Origin of the sequence: Thermococcus henrietii (assembly GCF_900198835.1) — an archaeon.
GTDB classification, from domain to species: domain Archaea; phylum Methanobacteriota_B; class Thermococci; order Thermococcales; family Thermococcaceae; genus Thermococcus; species Thermococcus henrietii.
In genome coordinates, this window is sequence record NZ_LT900021.1 from 995264 (window position 1) to 1014080 (window position 18817).

The 18817-nt window shown below is 55.0% G+C and carries 17 protein-coding genes; 6 read left to right on the top strand and 11 right to left on the bottom strand.

What is annotated here, in order from left to right; translation table 11 throughout:
* Window positions 1–2 precede the first annotated feature (2 nt).
* Genes CS910_RS05540 through CS910_RS05550 form a run of 3 tightly spaced genes read left to right on the top strand, consistent with a single transcriptional unit; the run spans window position 3 to window position 1647 of the window.
* Window positions 3–200: a hypothetical protein gene (locus CS910_RS05540; protein ID WP_099210119.1), complete on the top strand. Its 198-nt coding sequence runs from the start codon at window positions 3–5 to the stop codon at window positions 198–200.
* The gene (locus CS910_RS05545) at window positions 197–532 is read left to right on the top strand and encodes a type II toxin-antitoxin system PemK/MazF family toxin (protein WP_099210121.1); all 336 of its coding nucleotides are present in this window, start codon (window positions 197–199) and stop codon (window positions 530–532) included. The genes CS910_RS05540 and CS910_RS05545 overlap by 4 nt, the downstream gene beginning before the upstream one ends.
* Window positions 529–1647: an alkaline phosphatase family protein gene (locus CS910_RS05550; RefSeq protein ID WP_099210123.1), complete on the top strand. Its 1119-nt coding sequence runs from the start codon at window positions 529–531 to the stop codon at window positions 1645–1647. The genes CS910_RS05545 and CS910_RS05550 overlap by 4 nt, the downstream gene beginning before the upstream one ends.
* Before the next feature lie 116 nt (window positions 1648–1763).
* Here the strand turns inward: CS910_RS05550 and rpsG are convergent, their stop codons facing one another.
* The 9 genes from rpsG to pdo form a co-directional block, all read right to left on the bottom strand.
* Window positions 1764–2411, bottom strand: a complete 648-nt coding sequence (rpsG, locus tag CS910_RS05555) for a 30S ribosomal protein S7 (RefSeq protein WP_099210125.1) — start codon at window positions 2409–2411, stop codon at window positions 1764–1766.
* 6 nt (window positions 2412–2417) lie between these two features.
* The gene (locus tag CS910_RS05560) at window positions 2418–2861 is read right to left on the bottom strand and encodes a 30S ribosomal protein S12 (protein WP_042688992.1); all 444 of its coding nucleotides are present in this window, start codon (window positions 2859–2861) and stop codon (window positions 2418–2420) included.
* A gap of 10 nt (window positions 2862–2871) precedes the next feature.
* The gene (locus tag CS910_RS05565) at window positions 2872–3309 is read right to left on the bottom strand and encodes a NusA-like transcription termination signal-binding factor (RefSeq protein ID WP_099210127.1); all 438 of its coding nucleotides are present in this window, start codon (window positions 3307–3309) and stop codon (window positions 2872–2874) included.
* Window positions 3309–3617 carry a 50S ribosomal protein L30e gene (locus tag CS910_RS05570; protein WP_099210129.1) on the bottom strand — a complete coding sequence of 103 codons (309 nt, stop codon included), beginning with the start codon at window positions 3615–3617 and terminating at the stop codon, window positions 3309–3311. Before CS910_RS05570 ends, CS910_RS05565 begins: the two co-directional genes overlap by 1 nt.
* 13 nt (window positions 3618–3630) lie before the next feature.
* A complete protein-coding gene (gene rpoA2, locus CS910_RS05575) occupies window positions 3631–4806 on the bottom strand; it encodes a DNA-directed RNA polymerase subunit A'' (protein WP_099210131.1) in 1176 nt (391 codons plus the stop codon).
* A 5-nt stretch (window positions 4807–4811) separates the two neighbouring features.
* Window positions 4812–7529 carry a DNA-directed RNA polymerase subunit A' gene (locus CS910_RS05580; protein ID WP_099212440.1) on the bottom strand — a complete coding sequence of 906 codons (2718 nt, stop codon included), beginning with the start codon at window positions 7527–7529 and terminating at the stop codon, window positions 4812–4814.
* A 5-nt stretch (window positions 7530–7534) separates the two neighbouring features.
* On the bottom strand, window positions 7535–10906 hold the full coding sequence (locus CS910_RS05585; RefSeq protein ID WP_099210133.1) for a DNA-directed RNA polymerase subunit B: 3372 nt from the start codon (window positions 10904–10906) through the stop codon (window positions 7535–7537).
* An 18-nt stretch (window positions 10907–10924) separates the two neighbouring features.
* Window positions 10925–11173 carry a DNA-directed RNA polymerase subunit H gene (locus CS910_RS05590; protein WP_042688985.1) on the bottom strand — a complete coding sequence of 83 codons (249 nt, stop codon included), beginning with the start codon at window positions 11171–11173 and terminating at the stop codon, window positions 10925–10927.
* A gap of 243 nt (window positions 11174–11416) precedes the next feature.
* Window positions 11417–12097: a protein disulfide oxidoreductase gene (gene pdo, locus CS910_RS05595; protein ID WP_099210135.1), complete on the bottom strand. Its 681-nt coding sequence runs from the start codon at window positions 12095–12097 to the stop codon at window positions 11417–11419.
* Between the two features lie 133 nt (window positions 12098–12230).
* Between pdo and surR the strand changes: the two genes are divergently transcribed.
* The 3 genes from surR to CS910_RS05610 are packed head-to-tail and all read left to right on the top strand — an operon-like array spanning window position 12231 to window position 14297.
* A complete protein-coding gene (gene surR, locus CS910_RS05600; RefSeq protein ID WP_099210137.1) occupies window positions 12231–12926 on the top strand; it encodes a sulfur metabolism transcriptional regulator SurR in 696 nt (231 codons plus the stop codon).
* Window positions 12910–13113 (top strand): DUF362 domain-containing protein, encoded by a 204-nt coding sequence (locus CS910_RS05605; RefSeq protein WP_099210139.1) that lies wholly within the window; start codon window positions 12910–12912, stop codon window positions 13111–13113. The genes surR and CS910_RS05605 overlap by 17 nt, the downstream gene beginning before the upstream one ends.
* A complete protein-coding gene (locus tag CS910_RS05610) occupies window positions 13110–14297 on the top strand; it encodes a geranylgeranyl reductase family protein (RefSeq protein ID WP_099210141.1) in 1188 nt (395 codons plus the stop codon). The genes CS910_RS05605 and CS910_RS05610 overlap by 4 nt, the downstream gene beginning before the upstream one ends.
* Here the strand turns inward: CS910_RS05610 and CS910_RS05615 are convergent.
* A complete protein-coding gene (locus tag CS910_RS05615) occupies window positions 14281–15081 on the bottom strand; it encodes a hypothetical protein (protein WP_099210143.1) in 801 nt (266 codons plus the stop codon). The genes CS910_RS05610 and CS910_RS05615 overlap by 17 nt on opposite strands.
* 30 nt (window positions 15082–15111) lie before the next feature.
* Window positions 15112–18804, bottom strand: coding sequence for a DNA topoisomerase I (gene topA / locus CS910_RS05620; protein WP_099210145.1), 3693 nt, complete (start codon window positions 18802–18804; stop codon window positions 15112–15114).
* Between the last annotated feature and the right edge of the window lie 13 nt (window positions 18805–18817).

Genomic DNA, 18817 nt, shown 5'->3' on the forward strand with positions numbered 1-18817 from the left:
GTGTGGAGGGAGTTGACGTCGTTAGAGAACTCATGAGGATTGAAAGGAAACTTGAACATATAGAGAAGCTCCTCAACGAGCTACTTGAAGCTGAGGAGAGCTACGCCCTAATGAGACTCTCAGAAGAATCTCTAAAGGAGTTCCTTGAGGACGAGCCCGATTTATACTCCGAGGAGGACCTCAAGGTGAGGTATCGATGAAAGGAAAAATCGTCCTAGTGCCGTTTCCTTTTACAAGCCTAAGGGGAACTAAACTCCGCCCTGCCCTTGTGTTGTTCGAGGACAAAAACGATGTCACATTGGCATTTATTTCCTCACGGGTTGAAAGGTATAACCCATATACGGACGTTCTGATTGAAAGGTCACACCCGGAGTTTCAGTTAACCGGCCTGAAAGTCTCATCGTTCGTTAGGCTAACAAAAATAGCCACCGTTCAGAAGGACATTCTCATTGGAGAACTCGGAGAGATAGGACCAGTCCTCAAAAAAGAAATAAGCCAGAAGATATGTTCTCTTTTGGGGTTTGAACCATGAGAAAAAAGCTCGTCCTAATAAGCCTCGACGGAAACGGGGTTTATAACCTCAAGCATATGCCGTTCCTGAGCGAGTTGGCCGAAACCGGGAGCTTCGCCGTTGTGGATTCCATCTTCCCGACGCTGACGGATTTAGTGCACACGAGCGTAATGACCGGGGTCTGGCCGAAGGACCACGGCGTCGTTGAGAACGGCTACTACGACAAGCTAACGGACAGGAAGGTGAACTTCTACGACTACGAGGTCGCCTTCAACCCCCACAAGGTCATAAAGGCCCCGACAATCATTGACCTGCTCCGCCAGCGCGGGGTTCGGACGGCGAGCGTTTCGGGTTACACGATGCCCCCCTTCAGCGGAACGGACGTGAGGATTTTCCCTCCATTTTTCGCGAGCGACAAGATGTACAGGCAACACGGGCGCGACTGGAGGAAGGACGTGTGGGTTCTCAATTCCGCGCTGTACCTCTACGAGGAGTGCAGACCTGACCTGCTCCTCGTCCACTTCGCATCGATAGACGGGATGAGCCACGACCACGGACCGCTGAGTGAGGGTGCGCTCAAGGCCGTGCACACCGTTGATACCGCAGTTAGGACGCTGTGGGAACGCCTCAAGGACGAGTACGCCTTCATAATCTTCGCGGACCACGGGCAGGAGGAAGTCCACACGTGGGTGAACCTGAAAACCTACCTCCGGAAGCACGGGATTGAAACGCTCCGCGTTTCCTCCGGCGGGGGCGTTCACGTTTACCTGAGGAACCCAAACGAGGCCGAGGAAGCCTTTGAAGTCCTTATGAGGGCGCCGGGAGTTAAGGCCGTCTTCTTCCGCGAGGATCTGGAGCACCTCAACAGCCCGGAGGGCGGGGAGCTGGTAGTCTCGGCGAAACCCGGCTACTGGTTCTGCTCCCACAGGATGTGTAAGGGGATAAAGGGGGTAAGCCACTGGGTCAGGGGAATGCACGGCTCGATGAACGAACCGGTGATGAAGGTCCCGCTGATTCTCTGGGGGTTTGAGGAGGTTAACCTTGAGGAACCGAGCCTCATGGACATAGCGCCGACGGTTCTGAAGTTCTTCGGAGTTGAGAAGCCGGGAAACATGGTGGGGAAGAGTTTGGTTTAGGAAGCATGGACACACCCCTAAAGGCTTTAAAACGTCGAACCTGAATAGCTCCACTCCACACAAAGCCCCTAACAACGAGAGGAGAAAAGCAGAAGGATAAAAGAGGCCTCCAGCCCTCAGCGGGAGGACTGGGCAATCCTCTCGATTTCTTCCTTCTTGCTGTAGGCGAAGCTCTTCGGGTCCTTGTTGGCGGCGGCAATGATTTCCTCGGCGAGGGCCTGGGCAAAGGTGGTCTTGTTGCGGTAGCACTTTATGCTCGCACCGAGGGCAATGTTCTTGAGGGCAATGTCGAGCCTCCTGAGTGGGGAAACGTCAACGGCCATGTGGTAGCGGATTCCACCGAATGCGATGGTAGTGGTGTCCTCCCTCGGGGCGGAGTTCTCGATGGCCCTTATGAGAACCTGAATCGGGTTCTGCTTGGTTCTTCTCTCGATAATCATGAAGGCCTCCTTGACGACCTCGTAGGCCTTCATCTTCTTGCTCATTATCGAGCGGTGCTCGCGCCTCATGAAGTGACCGCCGGCCTTGAAGTGGCTGGCACCGCTTCTCATGACCTTGTTGATGAGCCTCTCAACGATGTGAACCTGGGCCTTGCCAAAGGGCTTCTTGGCGTGCCTGCCGTGGCTGTGCGGGAGGATTCTCGCGTCGAGGTTTATGTAAGGCCTCAGCGAGGGGTCGTTGACGACGACGTCCTCAACGCTCCAGCGTCCCATGACCTTAAGCTCCTTCGGGATGAAAAAGCGCTCGGTAAGCGGCTTGGCCATTCTCCTTCACCTCCTCGGCTTCTCCTTCCTTCCCTTGACGAGCTCCTTGAGGCTGACCCTGTTGACCTTGACGACCTTGTAGCGGATTCCGGGGATATCACCCATCGAACCGCCCTTAGGACCGCCGATTCCCTCGATGATGACCTCATCGTGCTCGTCAATGTGGTTTATAGCTCCGTCACCTGGGGTGAAGGCGGTGACGACCTTACCGTTCTTGATGAGCTGAACACGAACCGCCTTACGCATTCCCGAGTTCGGCTGCTTGGCCTCGACGGCTATCTTCTCAAGGACGATTCCCCTGGCCTGCGGAGCGCCCTCGAGCGGGTCACTCTTCTCCTTGAGCCTGAGAACTCTCCTCTTGTAGCGGATGTCGCTCCAGCGGAACTTCTTCCTCTTGAGCTTGAGCTTTCTACCGGCAAATTCACCATACGGAGCCTTCTTTCCGGGCATGAACATCACCTCAAATTATAATCACGTCGTGAATGCCGTGGTGTCTCTCCATCAACTCTTTTACGAGGTTTATGTTCTGGCCGCCCCTTCCGATTGCCCTCGGTTTGTCGCGCGGGCCGATATCGAGGAGGGCGACCTTCTTACCGTCCTTCTTCTCGGTGATATGAACCTTTTTAACCTTAACCCCGAGGCTCTTATAAATGTTCCTCAGGAACTCCTCAGGGTTCTCGGAGTGCTCTATGAGCTCGATGTCCTTGCCGAGCATGTTCTGAACGCGCTTGACGTTCGCGCCCTTCTTTCCGAGGGCGAGGCCCATCTCACCCTTCTTGATGACGTAGATGAGCCTGTTCCTGTTGGTGTCGATGAGGCAGTCGAGCACTGTTGCTCCGGTCATGCTCTCGAAGAGCGCTATGTACTTTATCTGGTCGGTGTTGAGCTTGAGCGGCATCACTCCTTACCCCCGGCAAGGGCGAGTATCTTGCTCTCGCCCGGGTCGATTATCGCGAGGGCCGAGACGGTGTGAGGCCTTCCAAGGAGGGTTCCGAGCTCGACGCTGGTTCCCTCAAACTCGTAAACCGGGATTCCGCTGAGCTTGGCGTAGTAGTAGATGTCCTCCTTGATGTCGGGCCTCGCGTTCTTCGCGACTATAATCATCTTTGCCCCGCCGACCTTGGCGTACTGGATGCTCTTCTTGGCTCCCATCACTATCTTACCCGTGTCCTGGGCTTTCCTAAGCTCAAAGGCGAAGTCAACCATTAACTACACCTCCCTACTCCCTTTTCGGTCTCAGGGGGAGATTCATTGCCAGCTTGACTATTCCCGTACCCACGGGAACGGGCTGGCCGATGAGGACGTTCTCAACGACACCGTTGAGCGGGTCTGTCTCTCCCCTCTCGGCGGCCTCGAACAGGTGCTGGGTCGTAATCTCGAAGGCCGCCCTTGCCAAGACGCTCGCCTTCTCCCCGACGACACCGTGCCTGCCTATCGGCAGGATGACGCCGTCGAGGGTCATCATATCGGCGACGAGCATGATGTGTCTGACGTCAACCTCAAGACCCTGCTCGCGCATCGTGTTGACGATTTCCTCGATGATTGCGTTGCGAGCTGCCTCAATACCAAGCACCTGGGCAATCTCGTGGATGTTGTTGGTCCTCGTCCTGGTCGGGTCGACGCCGGGAACCTTGAGGACCTGCTTGAAGTTCGAGCCCTCGGTGTATATCACGTACTCGTCGCCTTCCTTCCTTATGATGGTCTTTCCGACGCCCGAGAGACCCTTAAGGCGGTGCTTTTTAACCTTTTCGGCAAGCTTTCTCAGGTCTGAGAGCTTCTTTATCTTCTTGGGCCTCACAATGAGCGTGTATCCGTCAACCTCGAATTCGGCGCTCTTGAATGAGCTCTCAAGCTTTCTCTTGACGCGCTCCATGTCGAGGCCGGCCTTCTCAAGCCTCTCGGGGTCAATCTCGACTATGAACTCGAAGTTGAGTATGTCTATGGTTTCTTCCCTCGCGAGGTTTTCGAGGCTCGTTCCCTCAATCTTCCTCGCAACTTCAAGGGCCTTCTCACGGTCATAGCGGTGCTTCTCGTCGAGGTAAACGGTCATGATTGGGGTCGATGGGTTCTTTCTGGCATCAACAATCTCGATAATCCTCGGCAGACCGAGGGTAACGTTGATTTCCGCGACACCCGCGTAGTGGAAGGTGTTGAGGGTCATCTGGGTTGAGGGCTCACCTATTGACTGCGCCGCAACGGTTCCTATAGCTTCCCCAGGCTCAACGAGGGCGTTCTGGTACTCCTTGACGGTTTCCTCAATGATTGCTTCAACTTCGGCCTTCTTGAGGTTGTACTTCTCGTTGTACTTCACGAGCTTCTCGTAGAGCTCCTCCTTAACGCTCGCCGGGAGGTCGGCCTTCTCAACGAGGTTCTTTATGGTTCTCTCGGCGACCATGAGCATCACCCCTTGGCACGGGTCTTCAACAGGGTTCTGATTATAACCCTGTCAACGTCTACGGTCTTACCGCCCCAGCTCTTCATCGGGTCAACACCGTCCTCTCCATAGCGGAACTGGACGATGATTCCGGTCGGGTCTCTAACGGTTCCGTCGTAGTCGACCTTGAGGTCCTGGAGGGCGTTGATTAACCTTCTCTGCATGTAACCGCTCTGCGCTGTCCTGACGGCCGTATCGACCAGTCCCTCACGTCCACCCATTGCGTGGAAGAAGTACTCCTGTGGTGTGAGACCGCTCTTGTAGGAGTTAATGACGAATCCCTTGGCCCTGGCTCCCAAGTCGCCGGGCTTGAAGTGGGTGAGGACCCTTCCGCGGTAGCCACGGTAGAGACGCTTTCCACGGATTGACTGCTGACCGAGCATCGCCGCCATCTGAGTGATGTTGAGTATCTTACCCCTCGCTCCGGTCTTGGCCATTATGACCGCGTGGTTGCTCATACCGAGGTACCTCTCTGCGACCTTACCGGCGTTGTCACGCGCTTCCGCCAGGACGGCCATTATCTTGCTCTCAAGGGTCTCCTCAAGGGTCTTACCGGGGAGCGGTTCGAGCTCACCGCGCTTGTAGGCTTCGATGAGCCTGTTAACTCTCTCCTCAGCCTCGCGAATGATTTCCCTAATCCTGTCGAGGGCTTCCTGCGGGAGGTCCTCGTCGTCTATAGCGGTGGTAAAGCCCTTGTGGGTTATGACCCATATCGTCAGCTTGGTAACCTGGTCGAGGAACTGCCTGGCCCTCTCGACGCCGTACTCCCTAACTATGAGGTCGAGGAGTTTTCCGTCCTCCCTACCGTAGGCCTTTTTGTCTATCGCACCGCTGAGGAGCTTTCCGTTCTGAATGTAGACGAAGCCGTCGTAGGCAAGCTTTCTAACTTCCTCCTGGTCTGGAACGAGCTTCTCCTCTATGAGCTTCTCAAGGGCCTCACAGCGCTCGGGCTCGTCGCAGAGCTTGTTGCGGTACCAGATGGTGAGGTCGTCCGGAAGGAGGAGCGAGAATATCGTCTTTCCGCTCCAGAGCTCGGCGCCGTTCTCGACCTTGTCCGGTTTTGGAAGCTCCTCAACGTCAACGCCGGCGAACATGAGCATGAGCTCGACCTCTGAGCGGGTGAAGTAGGCCCCCTCGCGCGTGAGCAGGTAGCCACCGGAGATGTGGTCCTGGATTCCAGCGATGAGCGGGCCTCCGTACCTCGGTGAAATGATGTGGTTCTGGACCTCCATGAGTATCTTCGCTTCCGCCTGGGCCTCCTCCGTCTGGGGCACGTGGAGGTTCATTTCGTCACCGTCGAAATCGGCGTTGTAGGGCGGGCAGACGGCAAGGTTGAGGCGGAAGGTTCTGTAGGGCATGACCCTGACGCGGTGGGCCATGATAGACATCCTGTGAAGTGAAGGCTGTCTGTTGAAGAGAACTATGTCGCCGTCCTCAAGGTGCCTCTCAACGGTCCAGCCGATGTCGAGCCTCTCGGCTATGAGCTCAAGGTTGTTCTCCATGAGGCGGATTCTCCTTCCCTCGGGGTCGATGACGTAGTTGGCTCCAGGATACTTCTCGGGACCGTTGAGAACCCTCTGCTTGAGCTTCTCAAAGTTGAACTCGGTGACCTTCTCGGGAACTGTGAGCTCCATGGCGACCGCCATAGGAACGCCGACCTCGTTGATGCTTATCATCGGGTCGGGGCTGATAACTGTACGGGCCGAGAAGTTGACGCGCTTACCGCTGAGGTTTCCACGGAAGCGACCCTCCTTACCCTTCAAACGCTGGGCGAGGGTCTTGAGGGGCCTTCCGCTCTTGTGCTTGGCCGGAGGAATGCCCGAGGTCTCGTTGTTGATGTAAGTTGTCACGTGGTACTGGAGGAGGTCCCAGAGGTCCTCTATAATCAGCTGAGGAGCACCTGCCTCGATGTTGCTCTTGAGCCTGTTGTTGATACGGATGATATCGACCAGCTTGTGAGTGAGGTCGTCCTCGGCGCGAATACCGCTCTCGAGCGTGATTGACGGCCTCATAGTGACCGGCGGGACGGGCAGGACGGTGAGAACCATCCACTCGGGGCGGGCCTTCTCTGGGTGGAGTCCGAGGAGTGGCAGGTCCTTGTCTGGTATCTTCTCGAGCCTGTCCCTGACCTCGCTCGGCATCATCCTGTGCTTGTACTCGTTACCTTCTTCGTCCTTCCTGAGCTCCCAGTATATGGTGGGCCTCTCGAACTTAATCGGGAACTGCGGTGCTCCACAGTGCGGGCAGACCATTCTTTCCTTGGCCTTCTTGTGAATCTCCTTGATGAGCCTGTCCTTGGCCTTCTTTCTGTCGCCAACGACCTCGAACTTCTTCATGTACTCCTCTATCTCCTCGTCGGTGAGCTTTATCCTGCCACACTCACGGCAGGTGCTTTCGAGAACCCTGTGAATTGTCTTGGCGAATCCGACGTGAATGACAGGTCTCGCGAGCTCGACGTGGCCGAAGTGGCCGGGACACTCGCCGGCCCTTGCCCCACAGGTCTCACACCTAAGGCCAGGGTCGATGACACCGAGCCTCTTGTCCATCAGACCGCCTTCGATGGGGTAACCGTCATCGTCGTAGGTGTCCGGGACGGTAATCTCCGCCGCACTCATTTTTCTGATTTCCTGGGGTGAGAGTATTCCGAACTCGATACTCCCGATGACCTTTTTCATCGACTGCATGGCCATCACACCCTATCCTTCAACTTGAGGGAAGGCCTAATCACCATCGCCTTCAGCTCGTCGAGGAGCAGTTTAAACGCGTAGCTCATCTCGACCTTGCTTATCTTCTCCTCCTCGCCACAGACCGGACAGTAGACCTTACCGCGACGCTTGTCCTCAAGTGCCAGGTGTCCACAGCTCTCGCAGACCCATACTTCCGTCTTGTCGCTCTCCTCAAGGAGACGCTCGATGAGCAACATCGCCGCGCCGTGGCCGATGAGGACGTCACGCTCCATCTCACCAAACCTGAGACCGCCCTCGCGAGCTCTTCCCTCTGTCGGCTGTTTGGTGAGAACCTGAACCGGACCCCTGCTCCTCGCGTGCATCTTGTCCGCTACCATGTGGTGGAGCCTCTGGTAGTAGATGACACCGACGAATATGTCAGCCTCAAGGCGCCTGCCGGTTATGCCGTCGTACATAACTTCTCTTCCGCTGTGCTTGAAGCCGAGCTCTTCAAGCTCCTTCCTGAGCCTCTCCTCGGGCTCACCGATGAAAGCGGTTCCGTCAACGCGCCTTCCCTTGAGCGAGGCGACCTTTCCGCCGATGGCCTCTATGAGCTGTCCGACGGTCATACGGCTCGGGATACCGTGCGGGTTGACTATCAAATCCGGAACGATACCGCTCTCGGTCCAGGGCATGTCCTCCTGCGGGACGATGAGGCCGATAACACCCTTCTGACCGTGCCTTGAAGCGAACTTGTCACCGAGCTCTGGAATGCGCAGGTCCCTGACGGTGACCTTGACAAGCTTGGTTCCGTCGCCGGTCTCGGTGACGATGACCTTGTCAACGATACCCCTCTCGCTCGGCCTGACCGTTACGCTCGTTTCTCTCCTTCCCTGGAGGGCCATTCCGCCGAGACCGCTCTGCTCCTCAAGGAACCTCGGCGGGGAAGTTCTTCCGACGAGGACGTCCTTGCCCTCAACTTTTGACTCGGGGAAGATGAGACCGTCCTCGTCGAGGTGGCGGTAATATTTCTCGCCGAGGTAGCCCTGTATCGTCGGGTCGGGAACCTCAAAGGTGTCCTTCTGACCACCCAGATATCTCTTCTCCTCGGCCTCGTAGGTTCTGAAGAAGCTTGAGCGAGCCAATCCACGCTCGATTGAGGCCTTGTTGATGATTACGGCATCCTCCATGTTGTAGCCGTGGTAGCTGAGCACCGCAACGACGAAGTTCTGGCCGGCCGGCCTCTCCTCGAAACCGACGGCCTTCATTATGCGCGAGTTGACGAGCGGAACCTGCGGGTAGTGCATGAGATGACCGCGGGTGTCAACCCTAATCCTGAAGTTGGCCCAGCCGAGACCGAGGCTCTGCTTGGCCATACCCGCGCCGTAGGTGTTTCTTGGAGCCGCGTTGTGCTCAGGATAGGGAACGAGTGAGGCAGGTATTCCGAGTATCGCGGCCGGCATGAGCTCGAGGTGGGTGTGCTCCTCGGTGACCTCCCAAGGCCAGGTCGCAACGTAAGCGTTCTCTTCCTCCTCGGCGTCGAGGTATTCAATGACGCCCATCTTCACGAGGTCGCTCCAGGTGAGCTGGCCGTTCTTAACGGCCTCGATGTGCTCGCGGGTGAGCTTGGGCTTGCCGTTCTCGACTATGATGAGGGGCCTCCTAACGCGACCGTCATCGCTGTTGACGTAGATTTCTTTGACTTCCTCGTCCTCGTAGATGGCCACGTTTATGACGTCGCTTATCTTACCGCTCCTCCTGTCGGCCCTAATTCTGTCCACAAGAGCCTGGCCGTCCTCGATGGTTCCGATGAGAACACCGTTGAGGTAGACGCGGTAAAGACCCGGAGCGGGCCTTCTCTCCTCAATCGGAACTATGCCGAGCCTCATGAGGTACTCGCGAACCTCCTCCTCGGGAACGCCTGTGGTTATCTGGGACATCAAAGCCAAGTTCTTGACGAGACCACAGTTCGGGCCTTCGGGAGTCTCGGTCGGACAGATTCTTCCCCAGTGGGTTCCGTGCAAATCACGGGCCTCGAAGTGGGGCTGGTCCCTGCTGAGGGGCGAAGTCACGCGCCTGAGGTGTGAGAGAGTTGAGATGTAGTTGGTTCTGTCAAGGAGCTGGCTGACACCGGTTCTTCCACCGGGCCAGGCACCGGTAGCGAGGGCGTGCTCAATCCTCTCGCTGAGAACGTCGGGCCTTATCGAGTTCCTCACAAACCTCTGAACGTTCTCGAAGGTGTAGCGCTCGCCCTTCCTCTGGTAGGTCTTGGTCATCTGGTACTGCATGTCCTTGACGAGCTGGCCGAAAGCGATTCTGAAGAGGTCCTTGAGTAGGTCTCCAGCCAGCTTGAGCCTCTTGTTGGCGTAGTGGTCCTTGTCATCCTCACCGCGCAGGCCGAGCGAAAGCTCAAGGACTTTAAGGGCCATCATGCCGAGGTAGTAAGCCTTAGCCCTCCTCCTCTCGGGCTCGACGCCCATGTGCGGGAGGAGGTTGTTGTCTATGATGTGCTCGGCCCTCTTGAGCCTGTACTCCTTGGGCTGGCCCGGAAGTGAGAGCCTTCCTATGAGGTCCAGAGCTTCCTCCTGGGTCCTTATGTCGCTTGCATCCTCGAGGTTGTCGAAGAGAATCTGCTGAATCCTCGGGTCGTCGCTTACTGCCTCAACTATCTCCTTATCGCTGAGCAGACCGAGGGCGCGCATGACGTAAACGAACTTGACAGGCTTGGGAACGTTCGGGATAGAAACGTAAAGGATTCCGTCCTTCTTCCTCTCGACGGTTATCAGGGCTCTGTAGCCATGCCTGTAGGAGAAGACCTTCGCTATAACGCGGTTCTGCCTCTCGTCTCTCTCGACGAGGGTCTTGTTCGGAGCTAAATCCTCGATAGAAACGATAACCCTCTCGGAACCGTTTATGATGAAGTATCCTCCCGGGTCCTTCGGGTCCTCGCCAAGCTTTATGAGCTCCTCATCGCTGAGACCGTAGAGACGGCAGGCCTTGGACTTGAGCATTATCGGTAGCTCACCGATGCGAACCTCCACAGGCTCCTGCTCGATGCCGTTAACGACGGGAATCATCTCAAGGTAGAGCGGGGCCGAGTAAGTCAGGTTCCTTATTCTCGCGTCCATCGGGTAGAGGGGCCTTCTCTGTCCCTGGGCCTCCTGGAACTCGGGCTCACCGAGCCTAATCCTTCCGAACTTGACCTCGAGGCCAGGAATATCGGGCTTGACGCCACCGAACTCGTTTACAACCTCCTGAAGGCCGTGGTCGATGAAGGCGTTGTAAGAATCGAGGTGCTGTCTCACAAGACCCTTTTCCTTCCAGTAGGATTCCATAACGAGCCAGAGCTCGTCCGGAGTTAGAGTGGGCTCGTTAACCGTAACTCCTCTGCTCATAAACTCTCACCCCTAAAATCAGTCCTCCACGACGAGGCGGTAATAGTAGTAGTAACCCGCCGTGGGGCTCTTCCTCTTTATCTCGATGACATCGCCGGGCTTGGCTCCAAGGGCAACGACAGCAGGGTCAGAAGCCTTAATCTGCGGAAGCTGGGAAATCCTAATCCTGTACTTCTTGAGGAGCTCCTCCTTCTCCTCCTCGCTGAGGATTCTGTGCTCGGGAACCAGCACGTGAGTGAATATATCAAACTCCTTTTTCGCCGCCACCGAGAATTGCCCCCTTAACGTTTTTTATTAGAACGATATCACTACCCTCCACCTGCGGGTTCCGGTATATAAGCTTTTCGAGTGGTATCTCGGTGGAGAGGCTTTATATCGGTTGCGTAAAGTTTAAGAACCGGTTTTCAGCCCGTTTCGGTTCGTTGATGTATTGGATTGTTCATTTAACGCGGACGGGTTTGAAAAACCTTTTTAAACCATGGTCGCAGGCGGAAGGATAAAGAGAAAGGCTCACTCCAGAGCCGCAAGGAGCTTCTCCATGAACATCTTCTCCGGATAAGCTCCCTCAAACTGGACCTTGTCCTCGCCGTCCACCTGGATAACTATCTTCGGGACGGCCATGACGCTGTACTGGTCGGCCCACTCGGGATACTCAATGGCCTCGACCATGTCGCCGAGTATCTTGCCCTTGCCGGCGTTGGTGTTCTCGATGGCGAACTTGTGGGCCATCCTGACAGCCAGCGGACAGTAAGGGCAGGTTGGCGTTACAAAGACGAGTATCCTGACGTCCCTGTCAATCTTGGCGAGCTCCTCCTTGCTCTCGGGCATCAAATCGGTGGTCATGTTGCTGACGTCAACGATGTCCTCGAGGAAGGCGCCGAACTCGTGGCCGGCCGGAAGGCCGAAGAACCTGACGCCGACGTCCTGGCCGTTTCTGGTTATGCTGACGGCAGGAGCGCGGTCAATCCTGTACTCCTCGGCCTTCTTCTTGCCCTCCTCTGTGTCGAAGTCTATGAACTCATAACTCAGCTTGTCGCTCAGCTCGGCAAGCTCCTGAACGAGTTGCTTGAGCTGGTCGCAGTACTGGCAGTGGTCCTTTCCCGTGAAGACCATGAGCTTAACCGGCTCGGTGAGCTTGGAGAAGAACTCCTCCTTTATTACCTTCTTGTCGGCATCGCTAATCAGTCCCATTCATCACACCCCCATCTAAAGGTTTATAATCACCGCGAACCATTTTCTCCGGGTGAAAATCCCCTGGTTTGCAACCTTAAGTTTAATGTCCAATATATAAGCTTTACGTCACAGGTTTGGGTGGGTGTGGGCCATGACTGAACCCGACATCTTCTACATACTCGGGAACAGGGTGAGGCGCGATTTGCTCAGCCACCTCACCTGCACCGAGTGCTACTTCAGTTTTCTGAGCAGTAAGGTTAGCGTCTCCTCAACGGCCGTAGCGAAGCACCTTAAAATAATGGAGCGCGAGGGGATACTCAAATCCTACGAGCGTGAGGGTCCCTTCATCGGCCCCGCGAGGAAGTACTACGACATAAACATCGCCAAGACGTACGTCGTCACTATAACCCCCAACATCTTCTGGTACCGCGGTCTTGACCTGAGCGAGGAGCCGGAGGTCTCGATAGACCTCCCGAAAGAGCCCAAAAACCTCGATGAAATGATTCTAACATTTAGGAACCTGAGCAAAAAGCTTGAAGAAATCCTCAAGGAGCTCCAGGCGATAGAGGGCCGGAGAGACAGGCTCATGGCGATGATTAAGGAGACCTACCTCAAGGAAATCGGCGACATGACCCAGCTGGCAATCCTCCACTACGTCCTCCTCAACGGCTCGGCCACCGTTGACGAGCTCAGCGACAGGCTCAACCTCAAGGAGAGGGAGGTGCTCCAGAAGGCCAGTGAGCTGGACAGGTTCGTTCCGTTAAGAATAAAAGACGGCGTTATAACGATAGATGACGAAAGGCTAAAGGCAAAGCTCGGCGGTGAAGACGATGCCGGAGAAGATTAAAATCGTCGTTAACGAAGACCGCTGTTACCTATGTGGTGGCTGTGCTGGAGTCTGCCCGACTTTGGCTATAGAGGTGCACTCGAGCGGCTGGGAGTTTATTCAAGAGAAATGCATAAGCTGTAAGATATGTGTCAACGCCTGCCCGGTTGGAGCCCTGAGCGCCGAGCCCCTGGAGGTGAAAGCATGAGCTGGAAGTACGACGTCGTCGTCGTTGGGGCAGGAATAGCAGGGCCCATCGTCGCCAGAAACGTCGCAAAGGCCGGTTACTCCGTTCTCATGATTGACAAGAAGTGGGCCATCGGAACTCCAAAGCAGTGCGCCGAGGGCATAAGCATAAAGGTCTTTGAGAAGTACGACATCCCCTACGACAAGCGCTTCATCAACCGCGAGATTTACGGAGCGAAACTCTACTCCCCGAGCGGTTACGAACTCGAACTCCGCTACAAGGACGTCAGCGGTGTTATCCTTGAGAGGAAGGTCTTCGACAAGATGCTCGCCTACTACGCCGCTAAAGCTGGAGCAGACGTCCTCGCGAGGACTGAAGCTTTAGACGTCATAAGGAAGGACGGAAAGGTCGTTGGAATCAAGGCCAAGCACGAGGACGAGCCGATTGAGATTTACGCCGACGTTATCGTCGCGGCTGATGGCGTCGAGAGCACCATCGCGAGGAAGGCCGGTATAAACACCTACGCCCCGCCACACGAGTTCGATTCGAGCTACGAGTACGAGATGCTCATAGAAGGCTACGACCCCGACCTCATACACCTCTGGTTCGGCAACGAGATTGCCCCAAGAGGTTACGTCTGGGTCTTCCCGAAGGACGAGGACAGGGCCAACGTTGGAATTGGAATCAACTCGGACAACCCGCAGACGGCCAAGTACTACCTCGACAAGTGGCTGAAGGAGAACAACATACCTGCCAAGAAGCTCCTCGAGGTAAACGTTGGAGTCGTCCCCGTTGGAGGCTTCGTCAAGGAGCTCGTCAAGGACAACGTTCTCGTCGTCGGCGACGCCGCGAGGCAGGTAAACCCGATGCACGGCGGTGGAATGGCGGAAGCGATGGAAGCCGGAACGATAGCGAGCAAGTGGATTGTAAAAGCTCTGGAAGAGGAGAACCTCTCGCTGCTCCAGAACTACACCACGGAGTGGTGGGAGACCGACGGAAAGAGGCTTGAGAAGGTCCTCAAGGTCAGGCGCGTTACCGAGAAGCTCACTGATGAAGACCTTGACCTCTTCATACAGGTTCTCAGCGGAGCCGACACCGAGAAGATTGCCGCCGGAGAGTACACGGAGGTCATAAAGGCCCTCCTCAAGCACCCGAAGGTCCTCCTCAGCCCGAGGAGGATAAAGCTCCTCAAGGAGCTCCTCTGAGCCTGAACCCCTTTCCCTTCTTCCTTGAGAAGACCACTATCTCCCTTGCACTCCCAACGCTCAGGCTTCCCCAGGGGGAGTGAAGACCCTTTGAGTTCTCGATGAGGTAGTAGAGCTCAACATCCCCTGAAACCGTTTTTCTGAAGGAGGAAACATCGGGGAGCTCGGCTATCTCCTCGCAGGTTCCGTCGGAGCACTCTAAAGGTTCCTCGTCGAGCCCCAATCCGAGCTCAAGGGCCAAAAGCCTCGCGGTCTCATCTATCGGGGCGGGGTAAAGCGTGTAAAGCCTTCTGACGGCCTTCAGGAGAACGGGAAAGCGCCTATCGCCCTCGTCTATCCCGTAGCCGATGCTCCTGAGAGGGTCCCTAACGGGTTTTCCGTGGAGGGCGTTCCTGAGCTGGACAACGCGATTGGCCCAGACCATAGTCGGCTTCGGCTCTCCAAGGAGCGAGAAGCGTCTGTCAAGGGAAAAACCCCTCTCCGGGTTCATCTCCCTGAGGGGAGAAAGCCACAGGTCAAGTTCAGGCTCGCTTATGAATAGGTGGCCGGCCTTGAGAACCTCCAACCCCTCCAGGAATAGCCTGTAAGAGCTCTCTACGACTTCATCTCGCCCGATAGAGAAGGCGTAAAGGCTCGCGTCCGCCAGACCGAGGACGAAGGTTGACTGGACGTCAAGGAGGCTCGCCACCGTTACCTCGTTCAGCCTGACCTCGTCGCGGAGCCTTTCAAGGAACTCGCGGGCGTTGGCCAACAGAACCTTTGCCGTCCTCTCCCACTCGTCCATGATGGGAATTCATCATAAGTAAAGATAAGGCTATCGCTTCCAGTCCTTGCAGTTCATGTCGAGGCAAATCTCGTACTCCCTACCCTTCTCGCGAATCTTCACGACAGGGGCACCGTTGCAACAGGTTTTGTTGGTGGGAATGACCTCACCGCGCTGGAGTATCGGATAGGTGACGTTGCACTTGGGCCAGTTGGAGCAACCGACGAAGCGCTTGCCGGTTTTCCTGTTGTATTTGAGAACCAAATCACCACCGCACTTGGGGCACTTTCCGAGAACGAGCCTCTGCCTCTCCGGGGACTTGGTCTTCTTCGGCTCTTCCGTCCCGGATTTCGCGGAAGCTCCAGAAGCCCCGGACTGGGACTTTGATTTCTCCACCCGAACCGAGTCCTTCGAAGTCGTAACGCCTGTTCCGGTTGTCTCAAGGAGCATCCTGCCGATGTCGAGTTCCTTCTCCTTGAAGATTTTCAGGATTTTAATCAGCTGGTCCTTGCTCTCCTCTATTACCTCGTCCTTCTTTGCCTTCCCTGCCATTATCTCCTCCATCTTCTCCTCGAAGGCCCTCGTGAGCTCAACGCTGACTATGTCGGGAACGTTTTTCTCGAGCGCTTCCACGACGCGCATGCCGAGGGGTGTAACCTTTATCTTCTTCTTGCCCTCGATGTAGCCCCTGTTGTAGAGCGTTTCAAGGATTTGCGCGCGCGTCGCCTTCGTTCCGATGCCCAAATCCTCCATCTTCTTGATTACGGCCGCTGGAGAATACCTCGCTGGAGGTTTCGTTTTCTTCTTCTCGCGCTTAATCTGGACGACCTTGACGGGTTCACCCTCCTTAAACTGTGGCAAAATAACCTCGTCGAACTTGACGTATTTCCCGTAAACCTTCAGCCAGCCCTCCTTGAGGGTTCTCGCACCGCTCAGGATGAAGCGGTGACCGTTGGAGTTTATGATTACCTTCACGCTCTCCCTAATGGCGGGCTCCATGAAGAGAGCTAAGAAGCGCCTCACGACGAGGTCGTAGATGTTCTTCTCGTCCTTGGTCAGCTCGCCGGGCTTTGGAAGCTCGCCGGTGGGATAGATTGCCGGGTGGGCGGGGTCTTCCTTCTTGCCATCAACGGGCTTGAGGTTGCCCTTGCCCAGAAGCTCGTGGGCGAAGGGCTTGTACTCGGGCAACTTCGCAAGGTTCTGCAGTATGGAGCGGAAGTTGAGGTTCTTGGGGAGCTTTTGGGACGAGGTACGGGGATAGGAGCAATTATGGACGACAACCCCATTGGCAATGAAATTGTGATAGTTCTCCACAACGAGGTCGTAGACTTTACCCCTGTAATGAAACTTTTCAATAGACTTTATTCCAAGAACGTAGACGTCACCGGTGGCAATCCTGCGAAGGTCATCGTCGGTCAGGTAATCCCTGATTCTTTCAAGTTTGTCGAGACTTATTCCACGCCCGTGGGCCGTCTGGTTGGACATATCAAACTCTTTCCAGAGGGCATTGTCGGGTCTTAACTTCCCTTTCCAATCCTTGACTTTAAGAACGCTGTAATGGTGGGAGTACGCTTTTCTCTTTCTAATCGCAACCTTCCGCACTTTCTCCAAGTCATGCCTTTTGACTCTCAGATGGTTCTTCATGATTTCATAGAACCTAAGGGAATCTCTTGAATACACCTTAAGCTCGTAGGCAATGAAGTTACCGTGTTTGTCTTTTTTCTCCCATAGGTAAGTGCCAACGCCGAGCAACTGCCACATGAGCTTAACTGTGTATATGGCGTCTCGGTTCTTGGAAGTCAAAACGATTTGAGGGGATAGCGATTTCCTACCACCCGTTGGTTTCGTCCCAATGTGGCTGTCGGCATCGTAATAGCCAGCCAAGAATGAAGCAATCCATTCGGGCTTTGCTAGTATTTCCCCAGGAATCTTGAATATTTCCGTTTTGTTTCCGGGGGGACAGCCAAGAAGTTCAAACAGCCTCGCAAGAGACTTACTACGGAGTATTATCACCTTGTATTTCGAATCATAAGCGAAGGGGACACCCAGAGAACTTGAGACCTTTCTCAACACATCTACAGTTTCCTCTGTCCTGTCCTTTGCGGCTATTGTTATCTTACCCTCCTTTGTGATATGGCCGTCCCCTACTACAAATCCATACAGGTACCAAAAGTCCTTATTGAAGTCAAACGAAATTGGTGTCGTTGAAGTTCCGTAAGAGAATCCCCTGAAAACATCTTTTGCCTCTTCTTTTGATATTGTTCCCTTCTCCAAGAGGAACTTGAAAACTGGAACAGGCATCTTGCCCCTGAGGTATTTGTAGTAGGTAGGCTCTTTGATTTTGAACTTCCACAAGATTTCCACCTTTAGCCCAGCTCTCTTTATCCTCTCCCTGAGAACTGAACCAAAGGACGGTTCATAGAGGATATAATCTCGCATAGAAGGGGCGTTCTTGAGAATGAAGTCGAACAGTTTTGGAGTTCTGTCCACACTTTGGAACTCTTCACGATTTATAAGAAGCACGACTTGGTCATCTTCTCTAAGTTCCTCGGCAGGAACAAATATCAGCTTGTCATCTCTGTAAACAAGAACTGGATGGTCTCCAGTTAGATAAAGCTCCGTTCTATCGCTGAGAACAACTTTATACATCGGCTCGTCTGCATCTCTTTCAAGTAACCGGTACTTGGCCCTCGACAACTTCAGGTCGAAGTCAAGAGCAAAGACCTCGCCCTCTTTTGGCAACTCTTTGATTTTCTTCACTCCCTCTGGAGTCGGTATGAGTGAATCCGGATGAAGGCAGTACCCTTTCTCGTAGAGCTTCTGTGCAATCTCCAGGGTCTTCTTCGGGCTGTAGCCGAAGGCAGAATAAGCTTCCCTCTGGAGAGTTCCGAGGTCGAAGGGCACTGGAGGATTCCTCTTCTGCTGTTTCACTTCAACTTTCTCAACGAAGGCCGGCCCCTTCTTGGCCTCCTGGACGATTCTCTTCGCCTCCTCCTCGTCCCATATCTTGTCCTTCTCGTAGGTCGCCGTGTACTGCTTGCCCTCTTTCTCAAGAATCATCTTGATGACCCAGTACGGTTTCGGCTTGAAGTTCTGGATTTCCTTTTCCCGCTCTACGAGGAACTTAAGGGTGGGCCCCTGAACGCGACCGGTGCTCAAAACCTGCCACTTCCCGCTGGCGCGCTTTATGGCAGATGTCAGGGCCCTCGAGAGGTTCACACCCCAGTACCAGTCGAGGACGTGGCGCGCTATTCCCGCATCTGCCATTCCGAAGTTTATCGTCGGCTCGAGGTTGTACCAAGCTTTGAGAAGGTCCTTCTTCGTCAACGCCGAGAACTTCATGCGCTTGGCCTTCGAAGGGTCAACACCGCAGGCGTATTTCAGAGCAGTATAACCGATAACTTCGCCCTCTGTGTCGTAGTCGCAGGCGACTATGAACTCATCGGCTTTCTTCGCGAGGGTCGCGAGGGCTTTGATGTAGTCTTTCGCGTAGCCCTTGCCCTTCTCGGCGACGTAAACAGGTACCCATTCGATGTCGAAGACGGGGTAACCGTAGGTCTTGGTCTTCGGAGCGAGGGAGAAGAGATGGCCAACAGCTGGAGCGACTATCACCTTCTTGCCGTCGCGGGTGAACTCGTAGTAGCTCACCTTCCCTATTGTCTTCCGGACGGGCTTTCCCTCGGCCAAGGCGTAGGCTATCTTTCTCGCGACGTTGGGCTTCTCGGCTATGATGAGCGTGACCATAGGCCTCGTCCTC